General features: G+C 29.3%; 12 protein-coding genes. 4 read left to right on the plus strand and 8 right to left on the minus strand.

Annotation, left to right across the window (positions count from 1 at the left end):
- Positions 1-29: 29 nt before the first annotated feature.
- Both AC2A4K_RS15455 and cdaA read right to left on the minus strand, forming a co-directional pair.
- The gene (locus AC2A4K_RS15455) at positions 30-1,412 is read right to left on the minus strand and encodes a CdaR family protein (protein WP_322505029.1); all 1,383 of its coding nucleotides are present in this window, start codon (positions 1,410-1,412) and stop codon (positions 30-32) included.
- Positions 1,379-2,236 (minus strand): diadenylate cyclase CdaA, encoded by an 858-nt coding sequence (gene cdaA, locus AC2A4K_RS15460; RefSeq protein WP_322505028.1) that lies wholly within the window; start codon positions 2,234-2,236, stop codon positions 1,379-1,381. Before cdaA ends, AC2A4K_RS15455 begins: the two co-directional genes overlap by 34 nt.
- A 159-nt stretch (positions 2,237-2,395) precedes the next feature.
- Here cdaA and AC2A4K_RS15465 point away from each other — a divergent pair, with 159 nt between their 5' ends.
- A complete protein-coding gene (locus tag AC2A4K_RS15465) occupies positions 2,396-3,358 on the plus strand; it encodes a hypothetical protein (RefSeq protein WP_322505027.1) in 963 nt (320 codons plus the stop codon).
- A gap of 70 nt (positions 3,359-3,428) precedes the next feature.
- Entirely contained in the window at positions 3,429-4,031 is a 603-nt protein-coding gene (locus AC2A4K_RS15470) for a cell wall hydrolase (protein ID WP_322505026.1), read from the plus strand.
- Positions 4,032-4,063: 32 nt separating this feature from the next.
- Here the strand turns inward: AC2A4K_RS15470 and AC2A4K_RS15475 are convergent, their stop codons facing one another.
- The 4 genes from AC2A4K_RS15475 to ptsP all read right to left on the minus strand — a co-directional run bounded on the left by AC2A4K_RS15475 (position 4,064) and on the right by ptsP (position 8,335).
- Positions 4,064-4,924 carry an NAD(P)/FAD-dependent oxidoreductase gene (locus tag AC2A4K_RS15475; RefSeq protein WP_322505025.1) on the minus strand — a complete coding sequence of 287 codons (861 nt, stop codon included), beginning with the start codon at positions 4,922-4,924 and terminating at the stop codon, positions 4,064-4,066.
- 26 nt (positions 4,925-4,950) lie between these two features.
- Positions 4,951-5,265 (minus strand): thioredoxin, encoded by a 315-nt coding sequence (gene trxA / locus AC2A4K_RS15480; RefSeq protein WP_322505024.1) that lies wholly within the window; start codon positions 5,263-5,265, stop codon positions 4,951-4,953.
- A gap of 117 nt (positions 5,266-5,382) precedes the next feature.
- Positions 5,383-6,552, minus strand: a complete 1,170-nt coding sequence (gene iadA / locus AC2A4K_RS15485) for a beta-aspartyl-peptidase (RefSeq protein WP_322505023.1) — start codon at positions 6,550-6,552, stop codon at positions 5,383-5,385.
- Between the two features lie 163 nt (positions 6,553-6,715).
- Positions 6,716-8,335 carry a phosphoenolpyruvate--protein phosphotransferase gene (gene ptsP / locus AC2A4K_RS15490; RefSeq protein WP_322505022.1) on the minus strand — a complete coding sequence of 540 codons (1,620 nt, stop codon included), beginning with the start codon at positions 8,333-8,335 and terminating at the stop codon, positions 6,716-6,718.
- Positions 8,336-8,808: 473 nt separating this feature from the next.
- On the opposite strand from ptsP, the gene AC2A4K_RS15495 reads away from it, so the two are divergent.
- Positions 8,809-10,815, plus strand: coding sequence for a sigma 54-interacting transcriptional regulator (locus tag AC2A4K_RS15495; RefSeq protein ID WP_322505021.1), 2,007 nt, complete (start codon positions 8,809-8,811; stop codon positions 10,813-10,815).
- A gap of 173 nt (positions 10,816-10,988) precedes the next feature.
- Here the strand turns inward: AC2A4K_RS15495 and rpsD are convergent, their stop codons facing one another.
- Positions 10,989-11,582, minus strand: coding sequence for a 30S ribosomal protein S4 (gene rpsD, locus AC2A4K_RS15500; RefSeq protein WP_322505020.1), 594 nt, complete (start codon positions 11,580-11,582; stop codon positions 10,989-10,991).
- A 256-nt stretch (positions 11,583-11,838) separates the two neighbouring features.
- Here rpsD and AC2A4K_RS15505 point away from each other — a divergent pair, with 256 nt between their 5' ends.
- Positions 11,839-12,534: an LbetaH domain-containing protein gene (locus AC2A4K_RS15505; protein ID WP_322505019.1), complete on the plus strand. Its 696-nt coding sequence runs from the start codon at positions 11,839-11,841 to the stop codon at positions 12,532-12,534.
- A gap of 205 nt (positions 12,535-12,739) precedes the next feature.
- Here AC2A4K_RS15505 and AC2A4K_RS15510 read toward each other — a convergent pair whose 3' ends face one another.
- Positions 12,740-13,774: a ribonucleotide-diphosphate reductase subunit beta gene (locus tag AC2A4K_RS15510; RefSeq protein WP_322505018.1), complete on the minus strand. Its 1,035-nt coding sequence runs from the start codon at positions 13,772-13,774 to the stop codon at positions 12,740-12,742.
- Positions 13,775-13,799 lie beyond the last annotated feature (25 nt).

Genomic DNA, 13,799 nt, shown 5'->3' on the forward strand with positions numbered 1-13,799 from the left:
ATAACCCTAAAGTAATCTGTGGTAAATATTTATTGCTTATTATTTTTATTATGCTTATTATTTGCACGTGAAATACTATTACTATTACTATTATTATTGTTACTATTATTACTGTTACTACTGTTACTATTATCACTATTATTATTGTTTGGATTTTCTGGATTAGTATTATTATCAGTACCACCAGTTGACTCAGCATTCTTTTTAAAAGTTACCTTAACCTCTACTGGATTCATATTAATAACTTTTATGTTATCATAAGAATTTGATATAGTTGGTTTTACACTTCCTCCATCTGCTGTAAGTTTTGATATATCAATACTACATTTAAACTTACTTACATCTATATTACTTATAGAATCTTCTGGCCCATCTAATGTTAACTTAACGGTCTTAACATCAGTTTCAGGTGTATAACCTTCTAAACTTCCTTCTATAGTTACTGGAACATCAATTTCTTTTTGTGCGTCTTTGCTAAAATCTAATTTAACTTTGATCTGAGACTGATCATTAGAAGTTAAGCTTACTCCATCTGGAACTTTTAACACCGTTGTTACCTCTGCATCATCTGCAAATTGAGATACATCTATAGGTGTAGTTTCCACAAAGCTAACTTTACTTAATGCATCTTCCGGTCCAATTAAGCTAACTTTTGCAATACTTGGAGTAATTGATTTTAAGGCTAAGCCTTCCTTAGGAGTTCCTGTTGTTATTACATTAACTGGTACCTCCTTAGCTTTTTTAACTCCAAAAGATACATCTACCTTATTTGGACTTATATTTACATCCTTAATTTCATTTCCATTTTCATCTACAGCAACAACGGGTAAACTCATATTAACAGCTTTGCTAACATCATTTATCTCACCTTTTACTTCTAAAGCTTTAACTTTGCTTACTAAGGATTGAGCCCCTGATACAGTAGCATTCTGTGGATTAATAGTTATTTTATCAGCATAAGTTCCTTGTTCTGTATTTACTTTTATTTTACTTTCAATAGGTAAACTTTTTTCTTGATATTTATCAAGAGCTACATTAACTCTTAAAAGTCCATTGTTTTTTATATTTATATTATTAGGAGAACTTTCTATTTGTACTGGTATGTTGTTATCTCCTTCTTTTAAAACATACTCTCCTAAATTAACAACTATTTTAAATTGTTCTTTCTTAACCTTATATATTTCAGTTGAAGGCCCCTCTAAATCTAAGTCTACTGTTAAATTTTGATTAGGGATCAATACTAAATTATATCCCTTTAAAACATCTGCATTTACAACTTGAACAGGAACATTATTCAATTTATACTCTCTAACTGGATTCTCCACATTTATTATGTATAACCAAAGTGAAAAGGATAATAATAAGCATATAAATTTTATCAAGAAATTTTTTCCTTTAATTTTTTTAAGCATATTTTCACCTTCTCCCCATAAGATTTACCTCTCTTATCACGTCTATTCCTCATGACTTTTAATAATATATTTTTTAACTTTTTACCATCATAATTTCTAGTTAATCTTCCTTTTACAGCTAAGGATATCGCTCCTGTTTCTTCTGAAACGACGATAACTAAAGCATCTGATATCTCAGATAATCCTATAGCCGCTCTATGTCTAGTTCCTAACTTTTTATTTATAGTATTATTATTTGTTAATGGTAAAACACAACCAGCTGAAACGATTCTATCATTTCTAATTATAGTTGCTCCATCATGTAATGGAGTATTCTTAAAGAATATATTTTCTATTAATGCTGATGTTATAATAGCATCTAACTGAGTTCCTGTGGATATTATTTCTGCTAAACCAGTTCCCTGTTCAATAGCAATTAAAGCTCCTGTTTTAGTCTCAGCCATGTCTTCTACTGCTGTTATAAGCTGGTCAATAACTTCCTCTAGTTTTTGATCATCTTGAATTACATGAAAATCATCAAAAGCAGTACTTCCTATATGTTCTAATGCCCTTCTGATTTCAGGTTGAAAAATAATTACTATTGATAATACTCCTATTGTTAATGTCTTTGTTAATATAAAGTTTAACATTTGAAGTCTTAAAACATAACTTATAGGGATTAAAATCAATAATAATATTACTCCCTTTAATAATTGCTCTGCTCTAGTTTCCTTTATTAATATATAACCTCTATAAAATATAAAGGCTACAATTAAAATATCTATGATTGACCAAATAGATATATCCTTTAAACTATTTGTAAATATCATTATTAATTCTTGCACAAAATTCACCTCCATTACCTTAACAATTAAATTATACAATAAAAATATAATTATAAAATATATTTTAAATCATTTCTTTGTAGTTTTACATATTCTAGGTAATGTTATCATGTATTTCTTCATATATTTTAATAAAAATCAAATGAGGGGGTACTTATTATGGACTTTAAGTATAAAAAATATATTGATAATTCCTTGATATATATAATATTTGCAGTTCTAATACTAATATTTGTTTTAGGATTTTCCTTTTTTAGAGCACATAATGAAAAATCTAAGCTTGAAGACTTAGGAAGATCTATTTCTGAAATTAATCTTACTTATGATTTTTCTGAAGGAACCATAACTTCAGAAAATTATATAAACTCCATAGAAAATAAACTTGAAAAACTTTCAAACATAAATTCTAATATAAAATCTTTAACAGTTTCTCCAAAACGAGAATATTTATTAACACCTATTAGTAATGGCTTAGAAAAAAATATTGAACTTTTCAATAAAATACTATCTATTCTAAAAACACCAGATGCCTTAAATCTAGCTGATGAATATGCTATTGCGTTAAAGCTAAAAGAAGAATGTGAAAATTACTATTACCTATGTAGAGCTAATTTAATTCCTGTTTATTTATACAAAGAAGGAAATACTTATCTTCAAGACATTTTTTATTATATAAATGAGTTAATAAAAACAAATAGAGATAAAGACTTTGTCCAAAGCCAAAAAAATGATTTTGTGGTTGCCATGAAATCAATAGCTTTAAAACTTTCTTCAATGGATGAAAAACTTTTTGAAACAGCAAACCTAATAAAAGAATCCAATAGAGATTTAAAAGTTTTAACAACCGACATAGACAGTAAAATTGCTTCTCTCCAAGAACTTAAAAATGATTTATATTCCTTGCCTATTCCAGAACAAGCTAATGATTGCTTCTTAGCTCTTGAAAAGGCATTAAAATCTTATGGTAACTACATTGATTATTTCTACAAGGGTCTTTTAGATGAGATCGAAAATAAAAAGACTGCAGAAGATTATTATGATAAGTCTTCTGAGCTATTTGATGAATTCATCTATTCATTAGAATCTGCCGAAAAGTCCTTAGATAATTATATTAAAAATTAAAATAGCGTATTAAGTCTATTTTTTTGGTTACAATATACAAAGTAAAATAATTACCTAAAAGGAGGTTCTTATGAAAAAGAGTATTTATACTTACTTCATCTTCGCCTTCGCCTTATTTCTTATCACTACACTTAATGAGAAAGAAGTTTTAGGGCTTTCTCTTTCAAATGAGCATGTAACCAAAAATGATTATATAGAATTAGCAGAAATAGCTGCTAATTCACAAAACCCAGAATCTGATCAAATCTGTAATACACCTGACGAGGTTGTCGCTGTATTCAAGAGCTCAAACTCTACAATATCCTTGACCAAAGATGACATATATTTAATGTCTCAGGTTGTATATGCTGAAAGTAAAGGTGAACCTTTTGATGGCAAGATCGCTGTTGCTTCAGTAATTCTTAACAGAACAACAGATTCTCACTTCCCTGATACTATTCAAGGAGTAATAACTCAAAAAAATGCCTTTTCCTGCGTTAGAAACGGTAAAATAGACGTAGTACCTGATAGTGATAGCTATAATGCTGTTATTAAAGCTATAGAAGGCTGTGACCCAACAAATGAAGCATTATATTTTTATAACCCTAAAATTGCTACATGCTCGTGGATGAAAGGCGTTGAAAAGACAGGAGAAAAAAGTATAGGTCAACATGTATTTTTTAATGTTACCTAAAGAAAAAGCTAACACTTTGTGTTAGCTTTTTCTTATTTTCTACTGTCTAAGTACGATACTGCACTTAAGGCAGCTACATTTCCTTCACCAGCAGCTTTCATGTACTGATATGGTTTACCTGTACAATCACCTGCAGCAAAACATCCTTCTATATTGGTTTTCATTGATCTATCAACATCTATATGATCACCAATTATTTTTAAACCTGGTACTAATTGACCTGGTGATATACTATCTCTTAATACAAATATACCATCAGTATCTATTTCACCATTCTTAGTAACTAGTTTAGTGACCTTATTATCTCCTTGTATTTCTACAGGAATATCATCAACAACTTCTATTGATGAATTTAAATTAAATTCTCCTTTATATCTAGGAACATAGTAAACTTTAGCTGCTAATTCACTTACGAAGTTAGCTTCCTCTTCAGCTTCCTTATTATAACCAATTATAGTTACAACTTTTTCTTTATATAACGGAGCATCACAAGTAGCACAATAGCCTACACCTTTACCTAAGAATTCTGATTCACCTCTCATAGGTTTTGTGTATTCTATACCAGTTGCAATTATTATTGAAGTTGCTTCATACATTTTTTCATTTACCATAAGAGCGAAATAATCTCCCATAGCATAAATACTATTTATTCTTTCCTCAGTTATCTCTATATCCATTTCTTTTAAATGACCCATAAACTGATTCTTAAGGTCAATACCATCTTTTCCTACAAATCCAAGATAGTTATTTACTTTTGGTGCTTTAACAAGCTTTGTGCTTAAATCATCATTACCAAAAAGAATAAATTTTTTATTTCTGATTTTTGCATTTAATGCAGCTGAAAGACCAGCTGGTCCGCTTCCTATTATGGCTATATCATATCTCTCGCTCAAAATTGTTCATCTCCTTAAGAAGCTCATTAAACGTGTTTTTTGATAGCTTCAACTAATGCAGCTTTTGGTCTAAATCCAACTAAAGTATCAACAACTTTTCCACCTTTGAATATTAATAAAGTTGGTATACTTTGTATTTGATATTTTCCAGCTGAACCTGGGTTTTTATCAACATCAACTTTAACAAATTTAACATTTGTCATTTCATTTGCTAACTCTTCTATAACTGGTGCTATCATTTTACAAGGTCCACACCAAGTTGCCCAGAAATCAACAACTACTACTTCACTTGCTTCTATTACCTCTGTATTAAAATCTTGATCATTTATGTGTTTTACCATTTTTACGCGCCTCCTAATATACCCCTTAGGGGTACTTTATTACTTACAATTATATTATATTTAAAATATTAAGTCAATGTTACAAATAATAACTATTATTTAACTTTTATAAGTTTGTTATTCAAAGGTACCTTTTACTAACAATTTTTTATCATTCATCAAAATATTCCCTTTAGATATAACAGAATTTATATCTAAATTTTTTTTATCTAATAAAACTATATCTGCATCTTTTCCTGTTGATATAAAGCCTTTATGCTCTAACTTTAAAACATTAGCAACATTACTAGTAATAACTCTTATAGCCTTTTCTAAAGGTACCCCAAGCTTTATAGCCTCCTTAACTTCATTAAAAAGACTTTCTACTGAACATATTCCTAAACCTTTTAACTCTCCATTTTCATCAAATAATGGCATACTTCCATTTCCATCTGAAGAAAAGGTTATTCTCTCTATGTCTACTCCAGCATCTAAAAGCTTTTTAAGTCCTTCGCCAGCTGTTAGCTCTCCTTCCTCTAAATGCTGAGGATCTGATGATGTAGTCAAATCAATTTGACCACCAGCTTTAGCGTGGTTTATACCAGCCTCGAAAAGCTCTCTACTTCTTCCCATATGAGTAGGAACAATCTGGTTTGGTGGAATCTCAGTTTCATTTATTAATCTAGTTATATACTCGATCATTCTTTTTCCAGCACCTAAATGAACATTTACTATCCCAGCCTTTCCTGATAAAAGTCCTCCAACTCTAGCCTGAGCTACTATATTAATAAACTGCTCATAGGTTGGTTGAGAACTTCTATGATCTGAAAGGGCTATTTCACCAACACCTATAACTCTATCTATCAAAAGTAAATCACTCTTAATACTTTTAGTTATAGTATTTACAGGAACATCATAAGATCCAGTATAACAATAGCAAGTAACACCTTCTTCACATAAAGCCTTTGCTTTTGCAACTAATCCCTTCATGTCTCTACAAACTCCATCGGTTCCTATACACCCTACTAGGGTAGTTATTCCACCTTTTATAATACTGCTTAATTGAAGTTCTGGAGTTCGTGTTCTAAATCCACCTTCTCCACCCCCACCAATTATATGGACATGACAATCTATGAATCCTGGAACAGCTATCATTCCTTCTCCATCAATAACTTGAATATTTATAAAATTTTCTGGAACAGTTACTTCATCATATATCCCTTCAATTTTATCACTTAATATAACAATATCCTTTTTGCCTAAATACTCTGGATCATAAACCTCTATATTTTTTATTATCTTTAACAAAAAATACACCTCCTTTATTTAAATTATTATTATTTTTACCTAAAACTCAATAATAAATTTATTTAATAAAAAAATAAGTTTTTATATAAAAAAAGGCACGAAACAATTCGTGCCAAAACTTAGGGTTTTGAGTGTTGTATATTAATTTTTAAATTATTGACTATTATTCTTGTTCCATTATTATCTTTTTAGCAGTTAAGATTGATGAAGCACTCATTGAGAATTCATCTAAGCCATATTCAACTAATGTTGGTATAGCTCTTTCATCTCCTGCCATCTCTCCACACATTCCTACCCACTTACCATGTTTGTGAGCACCATCTATTGTCATTTTGATTAATCTTAATACAGCTGGATGCATTGGGTTGTAAAGGTATGATACCTTTTCACTCATTCTATCAGCAGCTAATGTATATTGGATTAAGTCGTTAGTTCCTATTGAGAAGAAATCAACATGCTTAGCTAATTCATCAGCATAAACTGCTGCAGCTGGAATTTCAACCATGATACCCCATTGAATTGAATCAGAGTAAGCTATTCCTTCTGCTTTTAATTCAGCTTTACATTCTTCAACAAATGCTTTAGCTTGTTGGAATTCTTCTAATCCTGAAATCATTGGGAACATTACTGCAAGATTTCCATAAACAGAAGCTCTTAATAAAGCTCTTATTTGAACTCTAAATATATCTTTTCTGTCTAGGCATAATCTTATAGCTCTGTATCCTAAGAATGGGTTCATTTCTTCTGGTAATGGTAAGTATGGAAGAGTTTTATCTCCACCGATATCTAATGTTCTGATAACAACTTGCTTACCATTTGCTTTTTCTAAAACATATTTGTATGATTCAAATTGCTCATCTTCAGTTGGAGCTTCATCTCTATCCATGTATAAGAACTCAGTTCTAAATAGTCCAACTCCGTCTCCACCATTTTCTAAAACTTGATCTATATCTTCTGGTTTACCGATATTTCCGCAAACCTCTATTCTTCTACCTGATTTAGTAGTTGTTTTAACATCTATTAATTTCTTTAATTCTTCTTGGTCTGCTTTAAACTTCTCTAATCTAGCTTTGTATTCATTTATAGTAGCTTCATCTGGGTTGATTATAGCTACACCTTCAATACCATCAACTATGATAGTATCTCCATTTTTAACTGAAGTTGTTATATCACCTAATCCAACAACAGCTGGTATTTCTAATGTTCTAGCCATTATAGCTGAGTGAGAAGTTCTTCCTCCGATGTTAGTTAAGAAACCAACAACTTTACTTCTATCTAATTGAGCAGTATCTGAAGGTGTTAAGTCATGAGCTACAACAACAGTGTTAGCTCCTACATTTTCCATTCCGTTTCCGCCCTTACCTGCTAGGTTAGCTATTATTCTCTTAGAAACGTCTTTTATATCTGCTGCCCTCTCTCTCATATAAGGGTCATCCATAGAATCAAATATCATAACGAAAGTATCTGTAACATTTTGTACAGCCTTCATAGCGTTTAATTGATCATTTTCAATAGTCATTTCCATTTGACCAGTAAACTCTACGTCATCTAATAACATTAAATGAGCTTCAAAAACTTGAGCTTCATGCTCTCCGATTTCTTTAGCTGTTTTTTCTTTTATTGCTTCTAATTGCTCTTTTGATTGAGCTAAAGCTTTAGCTAGCTTTTCTTTTTCAGCAGCTATATCTGAAACCTTCGCATCAGTTATTACTATTTCCTCATGTTCTTGTATAAATACAGTTCCTATTGCATATCCTTTTGAAGCAGCAATACCTTTTTTCATTATGTAGTCCTCCTTTAAGTTCGTACTCAACTAAATACAACATTAAATATCAATCACAATTCAACTAATTCACTTTTCAAATTCACTGCCTATATACAACAGCAATTTGCGTGCCAAGTTTTTAAAGCATAATATTTTTCAAGATATATTATACTCATAAACCCTAGTAAAAATGCCTATAATTCTTATAAAAATATTTTATTCATTAAAAACTTACATAAAAATAATTAGTTATATTAATTGCTTTTATTATACTAAATGTGATAAAAAATATCAATCAAATTTTACTCTTGATATTTTTTATCACATTTTCTTTAGAAATTTCTTTTTTATTAATAATAACATATATAAAACCTTTAAAATAATATGTTTTTCTGATAATATATTATTAATGCTTGATAAAAAATATCAAGTACATTCACTTTTTTGTATATAATTCATTAAAATAAAACTTTGGACGGTGATTTCATTTAATGTATTCAAGAGAATTAATCATAAAAACGCCCTTAGGATTACATACTAGATACTCTGCTATGATTGTTAATAAAGCCTCTGAAATAGAGTCAAAATATAAAGTTAAGCTTTATATAAAAAAAGATTCTTATACTGATTGGCTTGGAATAAGTATGCTTGCAATTCTTTCCCTTAAGGTTTTACCTGGTGAAAGAATATTAATTGGATGTCAAAATGAAGGAATGATTGAAAAATTAGCAGTTCAATCTCTTATGGATTTTATTGATAAAAACATAAATGATTCTTCAGAATCTGAAGATAGTGAAATTGATGAAATAATTGATGCTAGTATAGTAGCTAACGAACAGGTTCTAGAAAGTCTACCTATAGGAATTGTTGTTATAGATATAGACCAAAATATAATAACAATAAATCAATATGCTTTAAGATTCATTGGATGTGATAGAAAAGATGTTAATGGTAAAAAAATTAACGAGGTAATTCCTTCATCTCAACTTCCTCATGTTATGCTTAGTAATTTAAAAAAATATGGTTCTACACTTCATATTAATAATAGAGTTGGATTAGTGAATAGTTCTCCTCTTTTTATAAATGAAAAAATTATAGGAGCTGTTAGTGTAATTCAAGATGTATCTGATCTTATAGGTATGAAGGAAATAAACGAGAAATTTACAAAGATACTTGAAAACTCACAGGATATGATTTGCTTTTTAGATGAAAATGGCATAATAAACTACTTAAATCCTGCATATATTAAAAATTTCTCTAAAGTAAGTACTGATATTATAGGAAAAAGCATTTTTGATGTTTCTCCTAAAGGGCTTAGAGCTAAAGTATTTAAAGAAAAAACTTTATTAAAAGATGTAATTCATAAGAAAAATGGTACTAATGTCATAAGTACTATTGACCCACTATTTATTGATGGTGAATTTAAAGGAGTTATTTCAACTTCTAGACCAGTTAGCTTAATTAAAGAGCTTATGTCAAAATTAAATAAATCTGAACAAGAATTAGATTACTATAAAAATGAATTTTTAAGACAACTTTCTAAAAATTCTTCTTTTAAAAACATTATAGGTTCAACTAGAACATTAAAAGACATAATGTATATGTGTCAAAAAGCTTCTGAAACTACTTCTACAGTACTTATTAGAGGTGAAAGTGGTACAGGAAAGGAGCTTATAGCAAAAGCTATACATAATAATAGTAATAGAAAAAATAAACCCTTTGTTAGAGTTAACTGTGCTTCAATACCTGAAAATCTATTGGAAAGTGAATTATTCGGATATGAGAAAGGTGCTTTTACAGGTGCAGTTCAAAGTAAGCCAGGTAAATTTGCAATTGCTGATACTGGAACAATTTTCTTAGATGAAATAGGTGATATGCCTTTATCAATGCAAGTTAAACTACTTAGAGTGTTGCAAGAAAGAGAAATTGAAAGTGTTGGAGGAATTGCACCTAAGAACATTGATGTAAGAGTTATTGCAGCAACTAATAGAAATTTAGAAGAAATGATTGAGGAAGGTTCATTTAGAGAAGATCTTTATTATAGACTTAATGTCCTTGGTATTAATCTTCCTCCTCTTAAGGAACGTAAGGAAGATATCCCTGAATTAGTTGAGCATTTTATAACTAAGCTAAATAAAAAGCTAAATAAAAGTATATTAGGAATAAACCAAGATGCTCTTAATCTCTTAATTGAATATTCTTGGCCTGGAAACATTCGTGAACTTGAAAACATAATGGAAAGGGCTATAAATCTATGCGATGGAGATTATATAGATAGCAAATATCTTCCTTCTTATTTAAAGCCAATTGAATCTACTTCTTTCGCTTTAAATATTGATGTGGATCATATCCTTCCTTTCGAAGAATATGAAAAGCAAATAATTGAAGCAGCTATGAAAAAATATAAATCATTTAATAAGGCTGGTAAAGCTTTAGGATTAACTCATAGAACAGTTTCTCTAAAATGTAAAAAGTATAATATAGATGTAAAAAAATAATAAAAGTAAAAAGCACTTGGAGGCCAGCACACCTCCAAGTGTTTTTTATTAGTAAGAGTTTAGTAACATTATTAGGTATAATTATGACAAGATATTTTAGTCTTAACTACGGGAACAGCTTGGTAATTAAAACTAAATTTCCTATTGAATTAAACAGTTATACAGCATTACTATTATTTAGAATAGAATTCAACTATTAATTGCTCTTGTATTGTTATTGGAATTTCTTCTCTCTTAGGTTTTCTAGTAAATATTCCTTTAAAGCTTTCCTCTTCTTTACTTACGTAAGGAACTTCACTTCCTATACTATCCTTAAAGTTGTTTATAAACATTTCTGTTTTTCTTGATTTCTCTCTTAAAACAACTTCATCTCCAACATTTAATCTAAAAGATGGTATATTTACTTTTTCTCCATTTACTAAGAAGTGTCCATGGTTAACCATTTGTCTAGCTTGTCTTATAGAAGTTGCAAATCCCATTCTATATACCATATTATCAAGTCTTGACTCTAAAATCATAAGTAAAGCTTCACCTGGTTGTTCTTTACTATTAAAAGCTTGATCTACATATCTAGTAAATTGTCTTTCCATAACACCATAATAAGCTCTTAATCTTTGTTTCTCTAATAATTGAACACCATAATCAGATAATTTTTTATCTGCTCTGCTTGTTCCTCTGCTTGCTCGTTCCATCGCCTTTGGATGTCCTATTACATTTAATCCAAGTCTTCTACACATTTTGAAACGAGGTCCCATCATTTTAGCCATATTAAACCTCCAAATGTTTGTTTTTCTATGATGTCATTTTAACATAAACTTTATCTCATTGAAAATGATTATCATTAACGAATATCTATTTTATATTTATTTATCTTATTAATGCTTTTAAATACTCACTCTATCTTTAAACTATAATTTTATTGTCTATTTTGAAATAAAAATTTATACATTATTTTAGTAATAACACATTCTAATTAGCATGTTAATATTATGAAGTTATAAAGTTAATTTAAGGTGATAAGTTATGAATTCTATTAGTTCACGTCAAAATGTATATAATTTAAATACTCATCCATATGTTATAAGTCCAAATCCTAAAACTGAGATTAATAAAGTAAGTATTTCTCCAAGTATAGACCCTACAGCCTTTATTGGTCCTTTTTCTTCAATTATAGGAGATGTAACTATTGAAAAGAATGTTTTTATAGCCTGCAATGTTACTGTTAGATGTGATGAAGGTTCTCCATTTTTTATTGGTGAAAGCTCCAATCTACAAGATGGTGTTATATTACATGGATTAGCTAAAGAAAAAGTTCTTATAGACAATAAAAAATACTCTATTTATATAGGCAAATCAGTTTCCTGTGCTCATGGTGCCATAATTCACGGTCCTTGTTACTTAAAAGATAATGTCTTTGTTGGCTTTAATAGTACTGTTTTCTATGCAATAGTAGGTGAAGGAACTTATATTTCTGCAAATACCTTGGTAACAGGAGCCATTAAAATACCTCCAAATAAGTTTATACCTTCTGGTGCTATAATTGATACACAAGAAAAGGCTGATGCTTTAATGGATATACCTAAAGACAGAGAGGAATTTGCTAAAGAAGTGATAAAGATAAATAGTGCTTTTCCTCAATCATATTCAATCTTATTTGGAGAAGGCCTCTGTAGCTGTGGATTGCATTATGATTTAAATTCTCCTGATTTATTGGAATAAACCATTTTATTTAAATCTAGCTAAAATTTAATACCATTTTAAGACATGACAAAATAAAAACATGTAAAAAAAGAGACTGTATAAAAATCTTATATAATAGAACTTATAAATTATTGCTGGAATTTAGTAATTCTCAGAATATATTTATAAATTTTATTTTAAGCACTATTAATACAGCCTCTTCTTATGTTGAATATATTAAAGATTATAGATCATCTATTAAAGCTCCAGCTTTAGCATAAGCTGTTGATTTGGCTTCAAAGAAATCTGTTTTTACTTGGTTTGCATCAGCGTAGTAATCTACCCATGGTGCTGGATTTTCATTATATCCTTCAAATAAAGGTTCTAATCCTATAGCTTTAACCCTTAAGTTTCCTATATATTTTATATATTTTTCTATAAGATTTTTATTTATCCCATTAACATTATCACCTATAACATAATGTCCCCATGCAATTTCATGCTCGACACCAGTTCTAACCATTTCTCTTAAGTCATTCTTTAATTCTTCAGTAAATACCTCTGGCATTTCTTCTCTTAATTCTTTTATTATGCTTCTAAATAACCATAAATGAGTATTTTCATCTCTATTTATATATCTTATCTCTTGAGCTGAACCTGGCATTTTTCCATTTCTCTCTAAGTTATAGAAGAACATAAATCCTGAGTAGAAATAAACACCTTCTAGGATATAGTTAGCCATTACTGATTTTATAAAATTTTCCATAGTTGAGTTTTCTAAAAAGTTATTATATAGCTCTCCTATAAACTTATTTCTTTGAAGTAATATAGAATCATCCTTCCATTGGAATAGTATTTCATTTCTTTCCTCTGGTGAACAAATACTATCTAACATGTAGCTATAACTTTGTGAGTGAACCGCTTCTTGGAAAGCTTGTATAGTTAAACATAAGTTAACCTCTGAAGCAGTAATATAACTATTTATATTTCCTAAGTTTGCTGTTTGTATTGAATCTAAGAATATTAAGAAAGATAATATTTTATCATAAGCTGTTTTTTCTTCCTTAGTTAACTTTTTATAATCCTTTAAATCTTGAGCTAAATTTATTTCTTCTGGTATCCAGAAGTTATTCATAGCCTGTCTGTACCATTCTGAAACCCAAGTATATTTCATATTATTAAAGTCATTTAAGTTAGTTGTATTACCATTTATCATTCTCTTCTTATTAGTTTCAGTATCTCCAAACTCATTAAAAAGAGGTCTTTTATTTATTTCCATTTCTGCGTCACCTTTCATCACTTTA

This window comes from Clostridium sp. LIBA-8841, assembly GCF_057782475.1.

Bases quoted from the DNA above. Each gene is read 5' to 3' on its own strand.
- rpsD (WP_322505020.1), bottom strand. From the start codon at position 11,582: ATGGCTAAAATGATGGGACCTCGTTTCAAAATGTGTAGAAGACTTGGA.
- trxA (WP_322505024.1), bottom strand. From the start codon at position 5,265: ATGGTAAAACACATAAATGATCAAGATTTTAATACAGAGGTAATAGAA.
- AC2A4K_RS15510 (WP_322505018.1), bottom strand. From the start codon at position 13,774: ATGGAAATAAATAAAAGACCTCTTTTTAATGAGTTTGGAGATACTGAA.
- ptsP (WP_322505022.1), bottom strand. From the start codon at position 8,335: ATGAAAAAAGGTATTGCTGCTTCAAAAGGATATGCAATAGGAACTGTA.
- AC2A4K_RS15455 (WP_322505029.1), bottom strand. From the start codon at position 1,412: ATGCTTAAAAAAATTAAAGGAAAAAATTTCTTGATAAAATTTATATGC.
- AC2A4K_RS15465 (WP_322505027.1), top strand. From the start codon at position 2,396: ATGGACTTTAAGTATAAAAAATATATTGATAATTCCTTGATATATATA.
- AC2A4K_RS15470 (WP_322505026.1), top strand. From the start codon at position 3,429: ATGAAAAAGAGTATTTATACTTACTTCATCTTCGCCTTCGCCTTATTT.
- AC2A4K_RS15495 (WP_322505021.1), top strand. From the start codon at position 8,809: ATGTATTCAAGAGAATTAATCATAAAAACGCCCTTAGGATTACATACT.
- AC2A4K_RS15505 (WP_322505019.1), top strand. From the start codon at position 11,839: ATGAATTCTATTAGTTCACGTCAAAATGTATATAATTTAAATACTCAT.